Here is a 21,790-nt window from a genome sequence, read left to right as displayed (position 1 = left end):
CCGGCAGGGTGAGAGCGGTGCCCGCAAACGAAAACACCCCGAACATCCATGATCTTCGGGGTGTTTCTATTTGGACCTGTGCGCTGATTATTTCAGGGTCAGGATCCACTCGGCCAGTTGAGTGGCCTCTTCATCGGTTACCTGATTCGGCGGCATGGGGATGGGGCCCCAGACACCGCTGGAGCCGTTCTTGATATGGCCGGCCAACAGTTCGACGGCACCCTCTTCACCCGCATGCTTGGCCGCCACTTCCTTCAGCGACGGGCCAACCAGCTTGGCATCGACACTGTGACAGGCGATGCACGGCTTGCTCTTGAACAGAGCTTCATCGGCGGACACCGCGTGAGCTGCTGTCAGGGCGGCTGCGGCAACCAAAGGCAACAAATAGAATTTCATGGTGTATCCTCGAAAGGCTAAACGGAAAGCAGCTCCTGCTTTTTTTATGCACGGCTCGTTGCGGCAGGTATGGCTACAAAATGGCCTACTAATGGCCTTATTTCAAGTGACAATTCGCCACACAGAATATGTGTGGAGATTCAGTATCGATATTTGAGTATGGTGTGATACATAAATAGAATACGTCCAACGTGGTCGCTCCAGTGAATCCGAGCGACTCAGATCACCCCTTGAGTATTGGAGATTATATGGAAATCGCTTCCTATAACAATAACTGGAGCTATCCGACCAACGTGCGCGTTGGCGCCGGGCGCCTGCGCGAGCTGGCGCAGTGCTGCAAGCAGCTGGGCATGCAGGCGCCGCTGTTGATCACCGATCCGGGGCTGGCGGCATTGCCGGTGGTCGAGCAGGCCATGCAGATCTGTCGGGAAGGCGGGTTGCAGATCGGCCTGTTCAGCGCGGTGAAGGGCAACCCCACGGGCAGCAACGTTGCCGATGGCGTCGCTGCGCTCAAGGCCGGTCAGCATGACGGCGTGATCGCCTTTGGCGGCGGCTCGGCCATCGATGCGGCCAAGGCGGTGGCACTGGTCGCCCGGCAGAGCTGTTCGCTGTGGGAAGCGCGCAATCCGGCCAATGTGGATGCCAGCCTGATGCTGCCGGTCGTGGCCGTGCCCACCACCGCCGGTACCGGCTCGGAAGTAGGTAACGCCTCGGTGATCACCGACGAGGAAAATCACACCAAGCGCATCATCTTCCATCCGCGCATGCTGCCGGCCACCGTCATTCTCGATCCCGAGCTGACCATCGGCCTGCCGCCCAAGCTGACCGCGGCCACCGGCATGGATGCCTTGGCGCACAACCTGGAAGCCTTCCTGGCACCGACCTTCCACCCGATGGCCGAGGGCATCGCCCTGGAAGGCATGCGCCTGGTCAAGGAATACCTGCCCCGTGCCGTACGTAACGGCAACGACGTGGATGCCCGCCTGCAGATGCTGGTGGCCTCCAGCATGGGGGCAACGGCATTCCAGCGTGGCCTGGGCGCAATTCACGCGGTATCGCACAGTGTCGGTGCGCTGTACGACTCGCACCACGGTTTGCTCAACGCCATCGTCATGCCCTACGTGATGCAGGCCAACCGCCCGGTGATCGAGGCGGAAATGGCCCGCGCCGCCCGCTACCTGGGCCTGCCGCATACCGACTACAACGGCATGCTGGACTGGGTTCTGGATCTGCGTGCCGAACTGGAGCTGCCGCACACCCTGGCGGAAATCGGCGTGGACGATTCCCAGGCGGTGCTGATCGGTGAAATGTCCGCCAAGGACATTACCGCCCGCACCAACGCCCGCCCGCTGGATGCCGCCGAGTACCAGCAGCTGTTCCTCAACGCCCTGACCGGCAAGCTCTGAGCTTGTCGGTGATGTCGCCGTCATTGCGAGCCCGAAGGGCGCGGCAATCCATGGGGGCCGGTGACTCCGTGTCTGTGGATTGCTTCACCGCGTTGCGGTTCGCAATGACGGAATCTCTCGCAAGTTACAGGTGGTGCTGCGTTGAATGAGCAGCATCGTGCTGGGTTTCTGCCATCACTCTGGGCTAAGCTTGCGCAGTAACCGACAGAGAGAGATTCCATGGCGAGTGTGTCCGTGCTGGTCGTCGATGACGCACCCTTCATCCGCGACCTGATCAAGAAAGCCCTGCGCAGTCATCTCCCCGGCCTGCAGATCGAGGAAGCGGTCAATGGCAGCAAGGCGCGACAGTTGCTCAGTCGGGTCGCCTTCGACCTGGTGCTGTGCGATTGGGAAATGCCGGAGCTCAGTGGTCTGGAGCTGCTGCAGTGGTTCCGCGCCCAGCCCGGGCAGGAGAAGACCCCGTTCATCATGGTCACCAGCCGCGGCGACCGCGACAACGTGGTGCAGGCCATCCAGGCCGGCGTCAGCGACTATGTCGGCAAGCCGTTCAGCAACGAACAACTGATTTCCAAGGTCAGCAAGGCGCTGCAGCGTACCGGCAAGCTGAAGCAGTTGCGCAGCCGCAGTCTGCAGGCCAGCACCGGCCATGCCATGGAGTCGGTCAATACGCTGCTGGCCGGACGCAAGCCGACACCAGCCCCAGTCACCCCGACGGCGCCGCCTGTGTCAGCGCAGGCCGATAGCCGTGCCAGCACCTCACGTTCCAGCGCCCGGGCGCAGTTGCGCGTCGCCGGACAGCAGTTCGCCTGTGTGATCCGCAGTCTGAGCCTGCGTGATGCACGGCTGGTGGTGCGCCGCAGCGAGCGCCTGCCCAGCGTATTCGAGAGCGCGGTGCTGGATCTGGAGCAGCAGGACGAGCAGGAAGTGGCGCGCATCAATGGCTATGTGCACACGGTGGCGGCGCTCGAGGAGCGCATGGACTGCGAATGGCTGCTGGTGACGCTGAAATTCGTCGATCAGGACCCGGCCAAGCTGGAACGCCTGTCGCTGCTGATCGCCGCCGCCGAGCACTGACCGGGCTGCCGCCCGGCGTATGTTCAGATCAAGCGTTCGGCGGGGAACACGCAGCTGAAGGTGCTGCCCTGGCCGAGGGTGCTGGTGATCTGCAGCTCGCCCTGGTGGCGCATCAATACATGCTTGACGATAGCCAGGCCCAGACCGGTGCCGCCGGTGGTGCTGTTGCGGCTGGAGTCGACGCGGTAGAAGCGTTCGGTGAGCCGGTGCAGGTGCTCCTGGGCGATGCCCGGGCCGTTGTCCGATACGCTCAGGCGTGCGCCGCGGTCATCCTGGGACCAACTGATATGGATCTGGCCGCCGTCCTGGGTGTATTTCACCGCGTTGTACACCAGGTTGGAGATGGCGCTGCGCAACTCGGTTTCCAGGCCCATGATACGGGCCTGGGTGGTGCACTCGAGGGTGATGTTGTGCTGCCGTTCACCGGACAGGGCCAGGGCATCCTTGCGGATGCCGGGTAGCATCAGGTCGATGTTCACCGGTTTTTCCTCGGCACGCGCCTCGGAGGTTTCCAGACGTGACAGCATCAGCAGGTCGTTGAGCAGGCTCTGCATGCGCCGGGCCTGCTGCTGCATCTGATGCAACGGGCGCAGCCAGCGTGGATTGCTGCCATCATCGCTGTCGATCATGGTTTCCAGATAGCCGACCACCACCGTCAGCGGCGTGCGCAGTTCGTGGGAAACGTTGGCGACGAAATCCTTGCGCATCTGTTCGAGGTTGTGCAGCCGGGTCACATCGCGCACCAGCATCAGCCGCTCGCCATTGCCGTAGCGGGTGATGTTGTATTGCAGCCAGGTGCTGATATTGAGCGGCGAGGGGATATCCAGTGGTTCCCGGTAACTGCCCCGGTCGAAATACTCGACGAAGCGCGGGTCGCGCAGCAGGTTATGCACATGCTGACCGCTGTCATCCGGGGCGCGCAGACCGAGCAGGCGCTCGGCGGAGTGGTTCCACCATTCCAGATGCCCGTCCTTGTCGAGTACCACCACCGCGTCGCTGAGCGCCGCAGTGGAGGTCTGGATGCGTTCGATGACCGATTGCAGGCGGGCTCGCGCCCGCTTGTCACGGCGCTGCATGTGGTAGATGCCATCGAAGATCTCGCCCCACATACCGGTGGTTTCCGGTGGCGGATCACCAGGGCGGTTGTGCAGCCAGTGCTGGAAACGCTGCATCTGGTACAGCGTCCAGCCCAGATAGCCACTCAGGCCGATGACCAGCGCCCAGGCCGGTTGCCCCAGCGCCAGACCTGCCAGCAGGCAGGCCAGTAGCAGCCAGAACAGCCTGCCGATGATTACCCGGAACCAGTTTACTTCCACCTGTGTCGTCCTAGGGGTCTGTTGCCGTTTGCTCGCCAAGCCGATGCGGTCACGGGGTAGGGGCTGTCAGCCTTTGGTGGAAAAACGATAACCGGTACCGCGCACGGTCTGCACCAGACCCTCGTAGCTCGGGCCCAGCGCCTTGCGCAGGCGACGAATGTGCACATCCACGGTGCGTTCTTCCACATAGACATTGCCACCCCACACCTGATCCAGCAGTTGACCACGAGTATAGGCGCGCTCCTGGTGGGTCATGAAGAACTGCAGCAGGCGGTATTCGGTCGGGCCGATTTCGGCCGGCTTGTCGTCGATGGTGACCCGGTGGCTGACCGGGTCCAGGTGCAGGCCATCGATCTCGATCGGCGCTTCGTCATCCACCGGGCCGGCGCGGCGCAGTACCGCCTTGAGGCGGGCCACCAGCTCGCGGGGGGAGAACGGCTTGGTGATGTAGTCATCGGCGCCGACTTCCAGACCCTGGATCTTGTTGTCCTCCTCACCCTTGGCGGTGAGCATGATGATCGGGATATCGCTGGTCAGGTCATCACGCTTGAGGCGGCGGGCCAGCTCGATGCCGGTGGTACCCGGCAACATCCAGTCCAGCAGGATCAGGTCCGGCTTGGCATCGATGATGCTGGCGTGGGCCTGCTGGGTGTTTTCTGCTTCAAGGCAGTGGTATCCGGCCATCTCCAGCGCAACGGCAATCATTTCCCGAATCGGGGCTTCGTCGTCTACGATCAGTATGGTCTTGTCTGCCATGGTGCTCCGTCCAGTTGCAGTGTCTGACAGGCAACGATTAGATAACACTTTTGTTGCAGTTGTATGACTGCCTGGTTCTAGCCGAAGCGGTAATCCAGCAGCAGCCCGGCAAAAACCAGCAGGCCGCTCCAATGGTTGGACAGAAACGCGGTCAGACAGGCCTGCGGTTCGCGCTCGCGGATCAGCCACTGCTGCCAGGCGAAGCTCAGCAGCATCGCCAGTAGTCCCAGGTAGTAATAGCCGCCCAGTGCGAAGCGGCTGCCGACCAGCACCAGGCACAACAGCGTCAGCCCCTGCAGCAGGCCGATGATCAGCCGGTCGGCCTCGCCGAACAGGATGGCGGTGGACTTGACGCCGATGACCAGGTCGTCCGGCCGGTCGCACATGGCGTACTCGGTATCATAGGCCACGGTCCACAGCAGATTGGCGATATACAGCAGCCACAGTGCCGGCGGCAATTCACCGGTCTGCGCGGCGAAGGCCATGGGGATGGCCATCGAGTAGGCGGCGCCGAGCACCACCTGGGGATAGAAGGTGAAGCGCTTGCAGAACGGATACACGGTGGCCAGCGCCACGGCTACCAGCGCCAGCTTGAAGGTCAGCAGGTTGGTGAACAGCAACAGCGAGGCGCTGAGCGCCACCAGAATGGCGAACACCACCAGGGTTTCCCGGGCGCTGACCTTGCCGGTGGCCAGCGGTCGGTTGCGGGTGCGGCTCACATGCCCGTCGACCTTGCGATCGGCGAAGTCGTTGATCGCGCAACCGGCCGAGCGCATCAGCAGCACCCCGGCGGCGAACACCGCCAGCAACAGCGGACTCGGGAAACCGCCGGCCGCCAGCCACAGGGCGCAGAGGGTCGGCCAGAGCAGCAGATAGGTGCCGATGGGACGGTCAAGGCGCATCAGCTGAATGAAGTCGATGGCGCGTGGATGCAGGCGGGACAGGGGTTTTATCAACAGGCCAGACACGACAGTCTCCAAAACAAGGGGTGGATCAGGCGGCCGGAGGCCAGCCGGGGAGAAACACTTCGCAAACCAGCAACTGCAGGCGCTCACTGGCGAACAGCGAGCGTCGTGCCCAGCAGCCCTCGGCTCGCTGTTGTGCGGGTAGCCAGGCTGCCGGATAACGGCTGATCTCGATCGGTTCGCGGCGAATGCGCGGGTCGCTGAACAGCAGTTCGCCGAGGCTGCGGTTGCCGAGATTCTCCAGATGCACGCCGGCGGCATTGAAGGCTTGCAGGTCGGCCACGGTACGTGCGAAGACCCGTGGGGCGCCGGCCGTATGCAGCAGCACCTCACGGATCCATACCGGATGCCCGCTGGCCAGCCCGAGGGCGGCAGCCTCATCGGCACGTGCCGGCTGCTGGCTCTCGCCCAGCACCTGCACCCGGAAATCATCGCGCCCCGCGGCAATCAGCCGTTGGGTCAGCGACCCCTCGCCACTCAGCCAGTCGAGCAGTGCGCCATGGGGGGTATCGGGATGTGCGGTGGGCGGGTGCCAATCGGGAGTGTGCATGGAACTGTCTGTCGCTGTCTCAGTGTTTCGAAGTGCAGAGGGTAGCATGATTGTGCGGCATTGCCCCGCTGAGGGCCTTGCTGTTGGCCGCAATCAACGCTTTGCGGTAGTCTCGGGCGTTGAGGTTTTCCGTTCAGTTGCAGGTGATCCGGGATGGGCCGATGAGAAAGTGGCAGTGCATTGTATGTGGCTTCATCTATGACGAGGCCGAGGGTTGGCCGGATGACGGCATCGCGCCGGGCACCCGCTGGGAAGACGTGCCGGACGACTGGCAGTGCCCCGATTGCGGGGTCGGCAAGGACGATTTCGAGCTGATTACCCTGGACTGAAGCGGGGCGCGAGGCGAAGCGGATCCGTCGCATTGCTCACGGGTGAGGCAGGATGGCCAAATGCTTTTATCTGCCGGTGGCGGGGAATGCCCTCGGCGGTAAGCGGAGCGGCAATGGTCGCGGCGCTCAACTCAGACAATGAGACACTCTTGGCTTTTTCCAATAAATAGGCGATAACAGGGCCTGTCAGCCCGGATTTTGGCTGGCGCTGGCGTTCGAGTCGTGCCATGCTGAGCGGGCTCTGACAGTCTTGGGCCAGGCAAGGCGGGCTGTCGCGAAGAAGCATCGTTGCAGCAGGCAGCGAAAAACAAAAACAACACATAGTGAGGCTTTATATGCGTAAACCGGAACTCGCAGCGGCTATTGCCGACAAGGCTGACCTGAGCAAGGACCAGGCAAGCCGTGCGCTCAACGCGATTCTCGATGAAATCACCCAGGCCCTGAGCCGCAAGGATACCGTCACCCTGGTCGGGTTTGGCACCTTCCTGCAGCGTCATCGCGGTGCCCGGACCGGCAAGAACCCGCAGACCGGTGAGCCAGTCAAGATCAAGGCCAGCAACACCGTCGCCTTCAAACCCGGCAAGGGACTGAAAGACTCTGTCAATTGATCCACCGGCCGGGGGCCGGCAGGCCCCCGGTAGCTAGCGCTTGGTTCTCAGCGGTTGAAGCCGAGCTGATATTCGTTCACCAGCTTGCGTAGCGCATCCCGCGCATCCAGCACCTTGTCCACCGCCTGATCCGCTGTTTCCCGGGTCATCCCCAGTCGCTGCAGCAGCGCATCGGGTATGCTCAGTGACGGCCCGTCTCCCAGTTCCCGCTCACGCAGCAGAGCCAGGCTCAGATATACCAGGTTGGCATACAGATGGTGCTCCCCTTGATAGTCGGGGTCATGCTGATGACGGATGGCGGTGGAGATTTCCGCCGGCATGTCCCAGTAGCGCATCAGCCAGCTGCCGATCTGGTCCCGGTTGACGCCGAGCAGGTGCTGGTCCAGCAGCCAGGCCGGCACATGCGGGTTGGCCTCCATATGCCGGCAGATCAACTTGAAGTAGGGCGGGAAGATATACGCCAGCAGTAGATAGCCGAAGTTGTGCAGCAGGCCGGCCAGGTAGTTCAGGCCCAGCTCCGGGCGCTGCTCGCGCGGCATGGCCTTGGCCAGGCCCTCGATCGCAGCGGCGGTATAGATCGCCTGTTCCCAGTACGGCGTGGTGCGTTCCGGCGCATCCTTGGGCAGGCTGAAGGTCTTGCCCAGGGACAGGCCGACCGACAGGTTCATCACCAGATCGAAGCCCAGCACGCGGGTGATGGCATCCTCCACCGAGCGGATCTTGCCGGGGGCAGCATAGAACGAGGAGGACGCCCAGCTGACCACCTGCGCCGCCAGGCTGGGATCGGTTTCCACCACATCGGTGAGCTGCTCGACGGTGGCGTCGGGGTTCACCCGCAATTTCATGATCCGCTGCGCGGTGCTGGACAGCGGCGGGATCTCGATGGTTTCCTCGAGCCGCTGGCGCATGCGCAGCGCAGTGAAATTCTTCACCGCCAGGTTGATGTCCTGCTGGTCCTGCTCGGGATCCTCGGCACTGCATTCGATGCCCGCCAGCGGAACCGCAAAGGTGGCCGCGGTGGCGGACGCCGCCAGCCGGCCAATGGCATCGCTGTCCAGCTCCAGACACCAGCCGGGCAGGCCGCTGGGCATCCATACCCGGGACTGGGCCAGCAGTTGCTGTTCGATGAAACAGGGCGCTTCCACCAGCATCGGCAGGCCGGGCAGGTAAGTCAGCTGATGGCGGGCGAGGATATCCTGCAACTGCTGATCGCGTACCGGTTGCAGCTGGCGCCCGGTAACCTGGGCGAGGACGCTCAGATCCAGCAGGTGATCGGCGGGAATCAACGTCAGTAGCATGCCGTCGTCATCGCACAACAGACACACCTGCACCTGCTGGGCGGTGGGGCCGGCCTGGTGCTGCGAGCGCAGCTGATAGGCGATGGCCTGGCGCTGCAGTTGCTTTTCCAATAGGTCGGGCAGGCTGGCGCTGGCTGACGTGGCTGCTGGAGTGGTCATCAGATGATTCCTTGTCCGGAGAGTCCGAAGTATGGCGTTTGCAGCGATCTTAGCAGTTTTTGCCTGCGGCGCCTGTTTCATACCTGGGCGAATTGCTGCCCCTCGGCCAGCCAGCGGTCGATGATCGCGCCGACCCGTTCCGGATGGTGGCGGGCCAGGCTTGCGGCGGCTTCCTGTACCTGTGGCAGCAGGTCGGCGTCGCGTACCAGATCGGCCACACGAAATTGCACCAGCCCGGTCTGGCGGGTGCCGAGTACCTCGCCGGGGCCGCGCAGCTCCAGGTCCTTTTCGGCGATGACGAAACCGTCCGAGCTTTCACGCATGATGCCCAGGCGCTCCCGGCCGAGGGCCGACAGCGGCGCGTGATACAGCAGCACGCAGTGGCTGGCGGTGCTGCCACGACCGACCCGGCCGCGTAACTGGTGCAGTTGCGCCAGCCCCAGGCGTTCGGGGTTCTCGATGATCATCAGGCTGGCGTTGGGCACATCCACGCCGACTTCGATCACCGTGGTGGCGACCAGCAGATGCAGGTCGCCTTCCTTGAACGCCTGCATGATCTCGGCCTTCTCGGTGGCCTTCATGCGCCCATGGATCAGGCCGATGGACAGTTCCGGCAGGTGCTCGCAGAGATTCTGCCAGGTCACTTCCGCAGCCTGGGCCTGCAGTTGTTCGGATTCCTCGATCAGGGTGCATACCCAGTATGCCTGGCGCCCCTCGGCGCACCCGGCGCGCACCCGCTCGATGACCTCGTCGCGGCGGCTGTCGGACACCAGCACGGTGTTGATCGGGGTGCGCCCGGGCGGCAGCTCATCGAGGATCGAGGTGTCCAGATCGGCGTAGGCGCTCATCGCCAGGGTGCGGGGGATCGGCGTGGCGGTCATGATCAACTGATGCGGCGAGAAGCGTCCGGCGGCGCCCTTGTCGCGCAGCGCCAGGCGTTGCTGTACACCGAAGCGATGTTGCTCGTCGATGATCGCCAGCCCCAGATTGTGAAACCGCACCTCGTCCTGGAACAGCGCGTGCGTGCCGACCACCATGGCCGCCTCGCCGGTGGCGATCATCTGCAACTGGTTGGCGCGGGCCTTGCCCTTGAGCTTGCCGGCCATCCAGGCCACGGAAATGCCCAGTGCGGCGAACCAGCGCTGGAAATTGTTGAAATGCTGCTCGGCGAGGATCTCGGTCGGTGCCATCAAGGCTACCTGCCAGCCGGCTTCCAGCGCCTGCAGCGCGGCCAGTGCCGCGACCACCGTCTTGCCGGCACCGACATCGCCCTGCACCAGGCGCAGCATGGGGCGGGGCTGCTGCAGGTCGACGCGGATCTCCTCGGCCACCCGCTGCTGGGCACCGGTCAACGCAAAGCCCAACTGACGGACATAGGCCTGCGCCAATTCCCCGCTAGCCTGCATTACCGGAGCCCGGTACCGACGCACCTCGGCGCGCAGGCGCAGCATGGTCAGCTGATGGGCCAGCAGCTCCTCGAAGGCCAGCCGGTGCTGGGCCCAATGGCGGCCCTCCTCCAGCGCCTGCAGATCGACATCCGGCGGCGGCCGGTGCAGGGTGCGGATGGCCTCGCGCAGCGGTGGCAGTTGATATTGTTCGGTCAGCTCCGGTGCCAGCAGGTCCGGCAGGCTGTTGCCCTGGTCCAGCCAGGCCAGCGCCGCTTCGCTGAGGCTGCGCAAACGCTGTTGCGACAGTCCCTCGGTGGCCGGGTAGATCGGCGTCAGGGTGGTGGCTACCGGGGCCGGTTGCGCGCTATCGAGGCTCTGCATCTCCGGGTGGTAGATTTCCAGCCCGGACGCACCGGGCCGCACTTCCCCGTAGCAGCGCCACTGACTGCCGCGCTGCAGGTTGGCCTTGAGCGCGGCGGAGAAATAGTAGAAACGCAGGCTGAGGGTGCCACTGCCATCCTGGAGGCGGCACAGCAGGCTGCGCCTTCGCCCCATCACCACGTCCGCACCCAGTATCGTGCCTTCGATGACCGCATCCATGCCTGGGCGCAGGGCGCCGATCGGGGTCACCTGGGTGCGGTCCTGATAGCGCAGTGGCAGGTGGAACAGCACATCCTGCACACTGTTCAGGCCGAGGCGGCCGAGCTTGTCCGCCAGCGCCGGGCCGACGCCCTTGAACACCGTCAGTGGTGTGCGTTCAAGCTGCAGCGACATGCTGTGATCAGGCCTGTTGCTTGTCGGCGGGGGCGCCGACCGAACACAGACGGATCGAGTCGCTGAGAATCTGCACCGCACGCGGCCGCGGGAAGCTGGCGCGCCAGGCGATGGCCACGGTCCGGTACGGCACCGGCGACTTGAATTGCTTGGTCAGCAGCAGGTCGGAGCTGTAGTAGCGATCATCGGCGGCCGACATCGGCAGCACCGTCATGCCCATGCCGGAGGCGACCATGTGACGTATGGTTTCCAGCGAGCTGGACTCGATGGTGGTGTGCTTGCTCGGCTCGTCGTTGCGGCGGGTGGTGGGGCAGGCTTCCAGTACCTGATCGCGGAAACAATGGCCTTCACCCAGCAGCAGCAGGCGGTCATCGTCCAGATCATCCAGGCTGACGTGGTCGCGTTCGGCCCAGGGATGGTCCGCCGGAATCAGCAGGCTGAACGGCTCGTCGTACAGGGGTCTGGTCAGGATGTCCGGCTCGTTGAACGGCAGTGCGACGATGATCGCATCGAGTTCGCCGTTGCGCAGCTTGTCGCGCAGCACGTGGGTGTAGTTTTCCTCGATGTACAGCGGCATCTCCGGCGCCACCCGGTGCAGCTGGGGAATCAGGTGCGGGAACAGATAGGGCCCGATGGTGTAGATGGCACCGACCTTGAGCGGCGCCGACAGCTGGTTCTTGCCGGCACTGGCCAGTTCGCGGATGGCCATGGCCTCTTCCAGTACGCGCTGGGCCTGGGCGACGATCTTCTCGCCCACCGGGGTGACGCGTACCGCGCTCTTGGTGCGCTCGAAGAGCATGATGCCCAGCTCCTCCTCGAGCTTCTTCACACCGACACTCAGGGTCGGCTGGGAAACGTGGCAGCGCTCGGCGGCATGGCCGAAGTGCTGTTCCTGGGCCAGGGTGACGATGTAACGAAGTTCGGTCAGGGTCATGTCGTATACTGCTCGCGAAAGTTTCAGCAAGCATAGCGGGTTGGTTGATAGAGGAAAACAATCAGGATGAAACATCTGGTTATTGTGGGCTGTGGCGACCTCGGCACGGCGCTGGCGCTACGGATGCAACAGCATGGCTGGCAGGTCAGTGGCGTGCGCCGGGACCCGTCGGGGTTACCCGAGGGGCTGAATCGCATCGCCGCCGATGTGACCGTCGCCGACCGGCCGGCCGAGTGGCCGGCCAAAGTGGACTACCTGGTGTATTGCCCGGCGGCCGGGCGGCGCGATGCCGAGTTGTACCGCAGGTTGTATATCGAGGGCTTGCAGCATGTACTGGGCTGGCTCGGCAGCCGCCGGCAGCCGCCGCGCCACCTGCTGCAGGTGTCCAGCACCGCGGTGTATGGCCAGAGCGATGGCGAGTGGGTGACCGAGAACAGTGCGGCGCTGGCCGCCACGCCTACCGCGCCGCTGCTGATCGAGGCCGAGGACGTGGCGCTGCGCAGTGGCATTGCTGCGTCCGTGGTGCGGCTGGCGGGTATCTACGGGCCGGGCCGCACCCGGCTGATCGAACAGGTGCGCAATGGCCTGCATGTACCCCAGGTCCCCGAGCAATACACCAACCGTATCCATCGTGATGACGCCGCCGGGCTGCTCGAGCACCTGCTGCTGCAGGCCGACCAGGGCGAGTTGCTGGCTCCCTGTTACCTGGGCGTGGACGATGAGCCGGCGCCATTGCATGAGGTCGCGCAGTGGTTGGCGGAGCAGTTGGGAGTGGAGCTGCTGGCAGAAGGGGCAACGGCTAACCGGGTGGGCAGCAAGCGGTGCAGTAATGAATTGGCTCGGGAATCGGGCTGGGCGCCGCAGTATCCGAGTTATCGGGAGGGTTACGCGAGCATGCTCGCGTAACAAACTCCATCATGGCGAATCCACGTAACCAACACTGTCATTCATTGTGAGCGAAGCGCGGCAATCCAGAGCTCACCCGCAGCACCGAGTCCATGGATTGCCACGTCGCTGCGCTCCTCGCAATGACGGGCGTAGCGCGGGCTTGATAGGAAGCATCGGTGACAGCCCGCAGTGCGGGCCACACCCTGAAGATTCAGCCGACGACCAGGATGCCGTCCATTTCCACCGGCACGCCCTTGGGCAGGGCGGCCACGCCGATGGCGGCGCGGGCCGGGTAGGGCTGCTCGAAGTAACGACCCATGATCTCGTTGACCTTGGCGAAGTTGTTCAGGTCGGTCAGGAAGATGTTCAGCTTGACGATGTCCTGCAGCTTGCCGCCAGCGGCTTCGGCCACCAGTGCCAGGTTGTCGAATACCCGGCAGACCTGGGCTTCGAAGCCCTCGACCACTTCCATGGTCTGCGGGTCCAGCGGGATCTGTCCGGACAGATACACGGTATTGCCGACCTTGATCGCCTGGGAGTAGGTGCCGATCGCGGCGGGAGCGTGTTCGCTGGTGATGACTTGCTTGTTCATGAATGTCTCCATTGGTTCAGTTCTTCAAGCGGGTGATCCGCATGACCCCTTGCAGGGCGCGAATACGCTTGATCAGTTGTGACAGGTGCAGGCGACCGCGTACCCGCAGTACCAGCTGCACTACGCTGACCCTGCCGTCGCGTTCGTCCACGCTGATCTTGTCGATGCTGGCATCGGCGACCGTGATGCTGGTGGCCAGCTGGGCGATGATGCCGCGCTGATGTTCCAGTTCGACCCGCAGTTCCACGGTAAATTCGCCACTGACATTCTTATCCCAGGTCAGTTGCAGAATCTTGTCACTGTTGCCGCGATGCTCGGCCAGGTTGTTGCAGGTCTCCTGGTGGATGACCATGCCCTTGCCGGTGGTGATGAAGCCGACGATGGGGTCGCCCGGGATCGGGTTGCAGCAGCGGGCGAAGCTGACCACCAGGCCTTCGGTGCCGCGGATCGCCAGCGGCTTCTCTTCGCTGCTGGGCTGCTGCTGTACCACCGCATCGTTCCTGATGGTCTCGGCCTCGGCCGGGGTGTCACTGGCCAGCAGGCGGCGGGCGGTGACGTAGGCCATGCGGTTGCCCAGGCCGATATCGGCCAGCAGGTCTTCCAGCGTGGCCATGCCGCAATCGCTGAGGATGCGCTGGATGCGCTGCTCGGGAATCTGTTCCAGGCTGGTATCGAAGCTGACCAGTACCTTGTCCAGCAGCCGCTCGCCGAGGGCGATGGATTCGGAATGACGCTGGTGCTTGAGTAGGTGGCGGATATTGCTGCGCGCCTTGCCGGTGATCACGAAGCTCAGCCACGCCGGGTTCGGCCGGGCACCGGGGGCGGTGATGATTTCCACGGTCTGGCCGCTTTCCAACGGCTCGGACAGCGGCGCCAGGCGCCGGTTGATGCGGCAGGCGATGCAGCTGTTGCCCACATCGGTATGCACGGCATAGGCGAAATCGACCGGGGTGGAACCCTTGGGCAGCTCCATGATGCGGCCCTTGGGGGTGAAAATGTAGACCTCATCGGGGAACAGGTCGATCTTGACGTTCTCGATGAACTCCAGGGAGTTGCCCGCCCGTTGCTGCAGTTCGAGCACGCCCTTGAGCCATTGCCGGGTGCGCGCATGATGGCCGTTGATCACCTCGTCCTTGGACTTGTACACCCAGTGCGCGGCGATCCCGTTGTTGGCCATGTCTTCCATTTCCTCGGTGCGGATCTGGATCTCGATCGGCACCCCGTGCATACCGAACAGCGTGGTATGCAGGGACTGGTAGCCGTTGGCCTTGGGAATCGCGATGTAGTCCTTGAAGCGGCCGGGGAACGGCTTGTACAGGCTGTGCACGGCGCCCAGAACGCGGTAACAGGTATCGGCCCGGTCGACGATGATACGGAACGCGTAGACGTCCATGATCTCGTTGAACGCCTTACGCTTCTCGCGCATTTTCTGGTAGATGCCGTACAGATGCTTCTCGCGGCCCAGCACCTTGCCCTGCAGCCCCTCGCGCTCGAGACAGGCTTCCAGCGATTCGAGGATCTTGTTCAGCAGTTCCTTGCGGTTGCCCCGCGCATCGCGCACGGCCTGGGCGATCATCCGCGAGCGCATCGGGTACATGGCGCTGAAGCCCAGGTCCTCGAACTCGGTGCTCAGGCTGTGCATGCCCAGGCGGTTGGCGATCGGGGCATAGATTTCCAGGGTTTCCCGGGCGATGCGGCGGCGCTTTTCCGGCTTCAACGCACCCAGGGTACGCATGTTGTGCAGCCGGTCGGCCAGCTTGACCAGGATTACCCGGATATCCCGGGCCATGGCCAGGGCCATCTTCTGGAAGTTCTCGGCCTGGGCCTCGGCCTTGGTCTCGAAGGTCATCTGGGTCAGCTTGCTGACCCCGTCGACCAGGTCCGCCACGGTATCGCCGAACTGGGTGACCAGGGCTTCCTTGGGGATGCCGGTATCCTCGATGACGTCGTGCAGCATGGCGGCCATCAGGCTCTGATGGTCCATGTGCATGTCAGCGAGGATATTGGCTACCGCCAGCGGGTGGGTGACGTAGGGCTCGCCACTGCGGCGGGTCTGGCCGTCATGCGCCTGCTCCGCGTAGAAGTAGGCGCGTCGTACCAGATTGACCTGCTCGGGCTCGAGATAATGATCGAGCCGCTCGGCAAATACTTCTATACCGGACATGCAACCCTCCTGCACCCTGCTGGGTGAGCACTCTGAATGAGGTTGCATGGCCATCGCAATAGCGTTACTCCGGCAGTTCGGTTTCCAGCGAGTACAGCGGCTCCTGCTGATCACGCAGGGCTTCTTCCGCCAGGATCTCGTTGGTAATCAAACCTTCGGCGATTTCGCGCAGGGCGACGACGGTCGGCTTGTCGTTCTCCCATGCAACCTTGGGTTCCTTGCCGCCAGTGGCGATCTGACGCGAGCGCTTGGTGGCCAGCATGACCAGCTCAAAGCGGTTGTCTACATTTTCCAGGCAGTCTTCAACAGTGACGCGGGCCATGGTGATACTCCGAAACGGCGGATGATAATGAAATCGGGGAGCGCTTGATCCAACGCGGGACCGAGTAGTTTACTGGTTTACCGGTCAGTCTGACAACAGGGCGGTCAGCAAGGGGTGGTGCAGGTCCTGCTGATGGGCCTGGGTCAGGCGGCCGCAGCGCAATATCGATTTCATGTCATCCAGCGCGGTATGGAAGTCGTCGTTGATGACAATATAGTCATATTCCACGTAATGGCTCATTTCGTCCACCGCCTGGGCCATGCGTCCGGCGATCACCTCGTCGGCATCCTGGCCGCGATTGCTCAGCCGCTCCTGCAGCGCCTTGCGGCTGGGTGGCAGGATGAAGATCGAGCGCGCCTGGGGCAGGGCGTGGCGTACCTGCTGCGCGCCCTGCCAGTCGATCTCCAGAATCAGGTCGTGGCCGGCCGCCAGGGTCTGCTCCACGGTGCGCTGGGAGGTGCCGTAGAGGTTGCCGAAAACCTCCGCATGCTCAAGAAAATCCCCCTCACCGACCTGCTGCAGGAACTGCTCGCGGCTGGTGAAGTGATAGTTGACCCCATCCAGCTCGCCGGGGCGCATGGGCCGGGTGGTATGGGAGATCGACACCCGCAGGGTCTCGATCTGCTCGATCAGCGCCTTGACCAGGCTGGTCTTGCCCGCACCGGAGGGGGCGGAAACGATGTACAGGGTGCCGGTGGCTTGGGTCATGAGTCATTCCTGGTGAGGGTCAGCATGGGGCGCAGTATAAAACCAATAGCCGGCGCCGTCATGGCGACGGCGCAGTGGGACGGGCTTCGCGCTCGGGCGAGGCGTCCTCGAAGTGATTGACCTGGCGCAGGGTGCGGAACGCCGCGGCCCAGCCGGCGACCACGCCCAGGGTGCAGAGCGCCCCGATCAGCGCGGCGGGCACGGCACCGAACCAGGCGGCGCTGGTGCCGGCGCGGAAATTGCCCAGCTCGTTGGAGGAGCCGATGAACAGCATGTTTACCGCATTCACGCGTCCACGCATGGCGTCGGGGGTGGAGAACTGGATCAGCGCCGAACGGATGTACACGCTGACCATGTCCGCGGCCCCGGCTACCAGCAGCGCGGCAAACGACAGCCAGAACAGCGTCGACAGCGCGAATACCAGGTTGGCCACGCCGAACAGCGCCACGGCGATGAACATGGTACTGCCGACGTTGCGGTTGAACGGTTTGGCGCTCAGGTACAGCCCGACGCAGATTTCACCAACGGCCATGGCGCTGCGCAGGATGCCCAGGCCCTCGGGCCCGACATGCAACACATCGCTGGCATAGATCGGCAGCAGGGCAACCACCCCGCCCAGCAGCACCGCAAACAGGTCCAGGGAAATGGTGCCGAGAATGATCGGCCGTGTGCGGATGAAGTGCAGCCCGGCGGTGAAGCGCTTCCAGCCGGACGTCTCGGTGATCTGCATGGCCTCGGCGTACAGCACCGGCACCCGACTGAGCAGGGCCAGCCCGCCGGCGAAGCACACCAGGCACACCGCATAGGTCAGTTCACCGCCGCCGATGGCATACAGCACGCCGCCCAGCACCGGGCCGAGGATGGTCGCGGTACGCATGATGGTGCTGTTGGCGGCAATCGCCTGGGCCAACTGGTCGCGCGGCACGATCTGCGGCAGCAGGCTCTGCAGCGCCGGACCGATGAACGCCCGCGAGCAACCGTACAGTACCAGGGCGCCATAGAACCAGGCAGGATTGTGCTCGCCATGCACCGACAGCCACAGCAGGATGCCGCTGCACACCGCGGCGCCTATCCAGGACAGGCCGAGAATCAGCTTGCGGCTGTAACGGTCGATCAGATCGCCAGCCGGCATCAGCAGAAACAGCATGGGCAGGAACTGCGCCAGCCCGACCCAGGCCAGTGACAGCGGATCGCCGGTGATCTCGTAGATCTGCCAGGCCACCACGATGGCCTGGATCTGCATGGCGAACACCGCCAGCAGGCGGGCGATGACAAAGGGCATGAAGCCCGGCTGACGATAGACGTTCAAGCGGATGCTGGATCGGGACAAGGTGACATCTTCGGTGCGGATGGATAAGCCGGCCATGATAGCAGCCCGGCCCCATGTCGTCAGTCCTGTCCCGCCGCCAGTTCCCTCACCCGTCATCCTTCGCGCAGGCGAAGGATCCGCAGGCACCTAGCACCAGCCTAGAGCTCCCCGTCCATTGCCATGCGCACATACTCGGGGTTGAAGCGCAGCTGCACATTGCCGGTATCGCCCAGGGTGGAGCCATCGGCGAACTCCATGCCGATCACGTCGGCACTGGGTGCTCCGTTGCCCAGCAGGCCCTTGTCGAAGGAGAACAGCCGTACCTTGTCCATGGTCTGGCGCAGCGCCGAGTCGGTAGCGAAGGCGTAGGTGTCCGCCGGCGAGTAGAACAGCATGGTTTCCGTGAGCTGGGCGTCAAACCCCGCCAGGTCGGTACCGGCGCGCTCGGCCATGAAGGTGCGTGCGCTTCTGGCCTGTTCGCTGTCGCCGGTCATCAGCTCCAGGGTCTCGAACCAGGCTCCCACCAGCGCCTTGCCCAGCTCCGGGTTGGCCGCCAGTGTCTTGGTGTTGACCGCCATCATGTCGATGATCTCGCCGGGGATCTGGGTGGAGTCGAATACCGAGACAGCATCGGGATGCTGCGCCTTGATCATGCTCAACTGCGGATTCCAGACTGCGACGGCGGTGACATCCGGAGTCACGAACGACGACACGGCGTCGGCATCCGAGGTGTTCATCACGCGGACGTCGCGCTCGGCCATGCCATTCATCTCCAGGGCGCGCGCCAGCAGATAGTGCGAGACCGACAGCTCGACCAGATTGACCTGGCGCCCGCGCAGGTCCTCCATGCTGTTGCCGTTCTTCAGCACAATGGCGTCATTGCCGTTCGAATAGTCGCCCAGGATCAGGCCAGTGGTGTCCACGCCGCTGGCCGCTGGAATGGTCAGTGCGTCCATGTTGGTCATGGCGCAGGCATCGAAGGCGCCGGTGGTGTACTGGTTGATCGACTCGATATAGTCGTTGAACTGCACTATCTCGATATCGATTCCGTACTTGTCCGCCCATTTATCGATGATGCCGTACTCATCGGCGTAGGCCCAGGGCATCCAGCCGGCATAGATGGACCAGGCGACCTTGAAGCTGTCCTTTTTCTCGGCGCCGATGGCGGCGGTGGCGAAGCACAGGCTGGCAGCGGCAACGGCCAGTAGTTGTCTGAATGATACTTTGAAGGTTGTCATACGCACCTCGTGGGTCGTTATAGTGTGGTAAAGGCAGTACTGCGTCGGCTCAGTAATGGGGCTCGGTGTAGCGAGTCAGGGTTGGGGACTCCTCGTCGTACCAGTGGGCCGCCGTAGCGTTGGATTCGGTGTGCTGGGGGAATGCCAGTTCGGGTTCGAGGGTATCGATGACGAAACGCCGCTCGCAGGCCACGCCCGCGACCGTCAATCGCTGAATCAGCAGCTGTCGATCCGCCGCATACTCGAAACCATCGAGGGCGCAGAGCGGCTGGCCGGTGCGGCCGGGGCTGGTCGACAGGGTGACTTCGAAGCCGTGTTGCAACGAGCCGTGGGCTACCGAGGTTTCAAAGTCGAACAGCGCCGCCAGGCGCTGTGCATCGCCAGCCGTACGGCGGACCTCCTCGCCTAGCGACTGACTCGTTGTCTGCAGCTCGGCGCCGCGGCCCAGCACCAGGGCGGCGTGATCGCCGCTGATGATCAGGCCGCCGCCGCGGTGGCGCACCACATCGCGTTCCAGGTCGATCTCCTCCAGCAGTCGCAGGCCGATCAGCGGGCCCGGGGCCGATGGCTGCAGGCGCCAGTCCTCGACATAGGCGCCGCTTGGCGCGAATTCGATCATGCAATTGCCGATACGCTGCAGCAGGGCTGGCTCCGGCCAGCGATTGTGCAGCTGCAATGAGGTAGCCGAGTGCCAGCCGAGGGTGCGTCCGTCCCATGCCGACATGGCCTGCCAGCCTTCGTAATCAGCCAGCACCTGCAGTTCCTCCCGGGAGTACTGCGCCCATGCCCGGGCTGGTACCTGCTCCGCTTCGAGTGGCAAGCGCAGATCGATGGTGAAGTGACGGCTCTGCAACCAGCAGACATGGGTCTTGCTGTCTGTTTCACCGTTGGCGAAGCTGATCGACCGGCGCTTGTAGAAGCCCAGCATCCAGTCCGGCACCCCTCCGGTGGCACGCTGCGGATAGTGGGCCAGCAGTTCTTCCAGAGTCATGCGCAGGCTCCCTTGGCTGTTGCCTGATGGCCAAATGAGGACAGGCCGAGCGCGCCTTCTGGCAGCGACACTTCGCCCGCGGCGACGCGCTTCTTCAGATAAGCGAAGGTCTGGGCTGTTTGGGCAAACAGGTGGTCGCCGCAGCGGATCGGTTGGTAGCGCGGCGGATTGGTTTCGCTCAACAACGAGGGAACCGGCTCGATCAGGGTGTCGTAATCGCAGGCGCAGAACAGCGGAAAGGAGTAGCGCTCTTCGGTGACCTTGCGCACCCGATGCGCGGTCGCAACATAGGCGCCGTTGCTCAGCACTTCGAGCATGTCACCGATATTGATGACGAAAGCATCCTCGAGCAGCGGCACATCGATCCACTCCCCTGCGCCGTTCAGCACCTCCAGGCCGGGTGCGGTTGGCAGCAGGATGGTGAAGCACTCGTAGTCGGTATGGGCGCCAATGCCCGGCCGGTCGACCTGGATATCGGCCGTCGCCGGGTAATGGATCAGCCGCAACTGGCTGGGTGGGGCGCTGAGATGCTGGCTGAAGGTGTCCTCCGGCAGTTCCAGGGCCAGTGCGAAGCCTCTGAACAGGCGCTCCCCCAGTGCCAGCGCGGCGTCATAGTAAGCCCGGATGTCTTCCTGGAAACCCGGCAGGCTGGGCCATTGGTTCGGCCCGAGCATCGGTCGTCTGCCATGGCTCGGAAGATAGTCATAGCCTATGTCATAGGTTTCCTTGTGGTCGATCACGCCGGGTTGGAACTGTTCTTCCCCCTCGGGAACATAGCCACTGTGGTTGCTGGAGTTGCCGATATAGTCCCGCATCTTGCGTTCCCGCGGCTGGGCAAAGTATTCCCGGGTGCGGGCGAGCAGACGCTCGATCTGCTGGGGCGCGATGCCATGCCCGGTGACATAGAGAAATCCCGCCTGCCTGGCCGCCTCGCCCAGCTCCCGGGCGACGGCCCGGCGCTCGGCGATCGCACTGGAGGCCAGCCCGGAGATATCGACCACGGGCAGCGTCTTGAATGCCGTATGGGTAGGAGAGGAACGGGTTTGCTGTGACGCCATGAAAACCTCCGGATTGGATAATCGAGATGTCATCTGGTCGTCCAGATATCCTTACAGTCTTCGGTTGGCCTCTGTCCATGAGACTGCCCGGGCCGTCCCGGAACAGGCCTGCGGACGCCGGGCACGATGTCCGGGTGACCGCAGGTACAGGGAGCCAAGCAATACTCGTACCAGTCGCCCCTGAGCAGGCTGCAGACCCCATCGCTCTGATCTTTGCGGCAATGCGCGGCGTGTCCGGTGTCAGGCATGGTGCAAGCCGTGCCCCGATTCTGGGCGTCGCCGCCCTGCGATAGTGCGTTTTCCCCTTCAGATGCCCCCTATGCCTGTGCTCGCAGTGCAACGTCAGAACCGGCTGGCGCACCGCAGCGAGGGCGTTTGCTCCTGCCTCTCGATCAGCTGGCATGGCTGTTGCTAGGGCTTGAAGGCGGGAAGCTACGATTCAAGGATGAAAATACAGTATCGAAATAGCTGACTAGGGTTCCGGCTCGCTGGCGCGAGTGGCTGGTCCGAGAGTTGGCGACCTCCATGAGGTTACACGGCGGGACAAAAGCCCGGGAGATTTGCGTA

At 63.6% G+C, this 21,790-nt stretch carries 21 protein-coding genes and 1 riboswitch; of the genes, 5 read left to right on the top strand and 16 right to left on the bottom strand.

The window, feature by feature from the left end; all coding sequences use genetic code 11:
- Positions 1 to 87: 87 nt before the first annotated feature.
- The gene (locus tag CQ007_RS05300; RefSeq protein WP_105643896.1) at positions 88 to 396 is read right to left on the bottom strand and encodes a c-type cytochrome; all 309 of its coding nucleotides are present in this window, start codon (positions 394 to 396) and stop codon (positions 88 to 90) included.
- Between the two features lie 248 nt (positions 397 to 644).
- Between CQ007_RS05300 and CQ007_RS05295 the strand changes: the two genes are divergently transcribed.
- Entirely contained in the window at positions 645 to 1,802 is a 1,158-nt protein-coding gene (locus CQ007_RS05295; protein ID WP_105643895.1) for an iron-containing alcohol dehydrogenase, read from the top strand.
- A 219-nt stretch (positions 1,803 to 2,021) separates the two neighbouring features.
- Positions 2,022 to 2,876 (top strand): response regulator, encoded by an 855-nt coding sequence (locus CQ007_RS05290; RefSeq protein WP_105643894.1) that lies wholly within the window; start codon positions 2,022 to 2,024, stop codon positions 2,874 to 2,876.
- A 23-nt stretch (positions 2,877 to 2,899) separates the two neighbouring features.
- On the opposite strand, the gene phoR is transcribed toward CQ007_RS05290, so the two are convergent.
- The 4 genes from phoR to CQ007_RS05270 all read right to left on the bottom strand — a co-directional run bounded on the left by phoR (position 2,900) and on the right by CQ007_RS05270 (position 6,463).
- Positions 2,900 to 4,192 carry a phosphate regulon sensor histidine kinase PhoR gene (phoR, locus tag CQ007_RS05285; RefSeq protein ID WP_105643893.1) on the bottom strand — a complete coding sequence of 431 codons (1,293 nt, stop codon included), beginning with the start codon at positions 4,190 to 4,192 and terminating at the stop codon, positions 2,900 to 2,902.
- A gap of 66 nt (positions 4,193 to 4,258) precedes the next feature.
- Entirely contained in the window at positions 4,259 to 4,948 is a 690-nt protein-coding gene (phoB, locus tag CQ007_RS05280) for a phosphate regulon transcriptional regulator PhoB (protein ID WP_105643892.1), read from the bottom strand.
- 77 nt (positions 4,949 to 5,025) lie between these two features.
- The gene (gene ubiA, locus CQ007_RS05275) at positions 5,026 to 5,916 is read right to left on the bottom strand and encodes a 4-hydroxybenzoate octaprenyltransferase (RefSeq protein WP_105643891.1); all 891 of its coding nucleotides are present in this window, start codon (positions 5,914 to 5,916) and stop codon (positions 5,026 to 5,028) included.
- Between the two features lie 25 nt (positions 5,917 to 5,941).
- Positions 5,942 to 6,463, bottom strand: a complete 522-nt coding sequence (locus CQ007_RS05270) for a chorismate lyase (RefSeq protein ID WP_105643890.1) — start codon at positions 6,461 to 6,463, stop codon at positions 5,942 to 5,944.
- Positions 6,464 to 6,624: 161 nt separating this feature from the next.
- Between CQ007_RS05270 and rubA the strand changes: the two genes are divergently transcribed.
- On the top strand, positions 6,625 to 6,792 hold the full coding sequence (gene rubA, locus CQ007_RS05265) for a rubredoxin RubA (RefSeq protein WP_105643889.1): 168 nt from the start codon (positions 6,625 to 6,627) through the stop codon (positions 6,790 to 6,792).
- Positions 6,793 to 7,127: 335 nt separating this feature from the next.
- Positions 7,128 to 7,400 (top strand): HU family DNA-binding protein, encoded by a 273-nt coding sequence (locus CQ007_RS05260; protein ID WP_105643888.1) that lies wholly within the window; start codon positions 7,128 to 7,130, stop codon positions 7,398 to 7,400.
- 47 nt (positions 7,401 to 7,447) lie between these two features.
- On the opposite strand, the gene CQ007_RS05255 is transcribed toward CQ007_RS05260, so the two are convergent.
- From CQ007_RS05255 to CQ007_RS05245, 3 genes are all read right to left on the bottom strand, one after another.
- Entirely contained in the window at positions 7,448 to 8,857 is a 1,410-nt protein-coding gene (locus CQ007_RS05255) for an aminoacyl-tRNA deacylase and HDOD domain-containing protein (protein ID WP_105643887.1), read from the bottom strand.
- Positions 8,858 to 8,934: 77 nt separating this feature from the next.
- Positions 8,935 to 11,019 (bottom strand): ATP-dependent DNA helicase RecG, encoded by a 2,085-nt coding sequence (gene recG, locus CQ007_RS05250; protein ID WP_105643886.1) that lies wholly within the window; start codon positions 11,017 to 11,019, stop codon positions 8,935 to 8,937.
- 7 nt (positions 11,020 to 11,026) lie between these two features.
- Positions 11,027 to 11,953: a hydrogen peroxide-inducible genes activator gene (locus CQ007_RS05245; RefSeq protein WP_105643885.1), complete on the bottom strand. Its 927-nt coding sequence runs from the start codon at positions 11,951 to 11,953 to the stop codon at positions 11,027 to 11,029.
- 66 nt (positions 11,954 to 12,019) lie between these two features.
- Here CQ007_RS05245 and CQ007_RS05240 point away from each other — a divergent pair, with 66 nt between their 5' ends.
- A complete protein-coding gene (locus tag CQ007_RS05240) occupies positions 12,020 to 12,859 on the top strand; it encodes an SDR family oxidoreductase (RefSeq protein ID WP_105643884.1) in 840 nt (279 codons plus the stop codon).
- A 193-nt stretch (positions 12,860 to 13,052) separates the two neighbouring features.
- Here CQ007_RS05240 and CQ007_RS05235 read toward each other — a convergent pair whose 3' ends face one another.
- The 8 genes from CQ007_RS05235 to CQ007_RS05200 all read right to left on the bottom strand — a co-directional run bounded on the left by CQ007_RS05235 (position 13,053) and on the right by CQ007_RS05200 (position 21,223).
- Positions 13,053 to 13,433 carry a RidA family protein gene (locus CQ007_RS05235; protein WP_105643883.1) on the bottom strand — a complete coding sequence of 127 codons (381 nt, stop codon included), beginning with the start codon at positions 13,431 to 13,433 and terminating at the stop codon, positions 13,053 to 13,055.
- 16 nt (positions 13,434 to 13,449) lie between these two features.
- On the bottom strand, positions 13,450 to 15,597 hold the full coding sequence (spoT, locus tag CQ007_RS05230; protein WP_105643882.1) for a bifunctional GTP diphosphokinase/guanosine-3',5'-bis pyrophosphate 3'-pyrophosphohydrolase: 2,148 nt from the start codon (positions 15,595 to 15,597) through the stop codon (positions 13,450 to 13,452).
- Between the two features lie 64 nt (positions 15,598 to 15,661).
- The gene (rpoZ, locus tag CQ007_RS05225) at positions 15,662 to 15,919 is read right to left on the bottom strand and encodes a DNA-directed RNA polymerase subunit omega (protein ID WP_105643881.1); all 258 of its coding nucleotides are present in this window, start codon (positions 15,917 to 15,919) and stop codon (positions 15,662 to 15,664) included.
- Between the two features lie 84 nt (positions 15,920 to 16,003).
- Positions 16,004 to 16,627 carry a guanylate kinase gene (gene gmk / locus CQ007_RS05220; protein WP_105643880.1) on the bottom strand — a complete coding sequence of 208 codons (624 nt, stop codon included), beginning with the start codon at positions 16,625 to 16,627 and terminating at the stop codon, positions 16,004 to 16,006.
- A gap of 58 nt (positions 16,628 to 16,685) precedes the next feature.
- Positions 16,686 to 17,993 carry an MFS transporter gene (locus CQ007_RS05215; protein ID WP_105643879.1) on the bottom strand — a complete coding sequence of 436 codons (1,308 nt, stop codon included), beginning with the start codon at positions 17,991 to 17,993 and terminating at the stop codon, positions 16,686 to 16,688.
- Between the two features lie 101 nt (positions 17,994 to 18,094).
- A complete protein-coding gene (locus CQ007_RS05210) occupies positions 18,095 to 19,174 on the bottom strand; it encodes a putative urea ABC transporter substrate-binding protein (protein WP_105643878.1) in 1,080 nt (359 codons plus the stop codon).
- Between the two features lie 49 nt (positions 19,175 to 19,223).
- Positions 19,224 to 20,165: a hypothetical protein gene (locus CQ007_RS05205; RefSeq protein WP_105643877.1), complete on the bottom strand. Its 942-nt coding sequence runs from the start codon at positions 20,163 to 20,165 to the stop codon at positions 19,224 to 19,226.
- The gene (locus CQ007_RS05200; protein ID WP_105643876.1) at positions 20,162 to 21,223 is read right to left on the bottom strand and encodes an isopenicillin N synthase family oxygenase; all 1,062 of its coding nucleotides are present in this window, start codon (positions 21,221 to 21,223) and stop codon (positions 20,162 to 20,164) included. Before CQ007_RS05200 ends, CQ007_RS05205 begins: the two co-directional genes overlap by 4 nt.
- 461 nt (positions 21,224 to 21,684) lie before the next feature.
- Positions 21,685 to 21,783, top strand: a riboswitch (guanidine-I (ykkC/yxkD leader).
- Positions 21,784 to 21,790: the final 7 nt, after the last annotated feature.

It is taken from the genome of Pseudomonas sp. MYb185, from assembly GCF_002979975.1.
Lineage (GTDB): Bacteria > Pseudomonadota > Gammaproteobacteria > Pseudomonadales > Pseudomonadaceae > Halopseudomonas.
The sequence above is the reverse complement of the archived record's forward strand: the minus strand, read 5'-3'. Positions and strand labels throughout refer to the sequence as shown.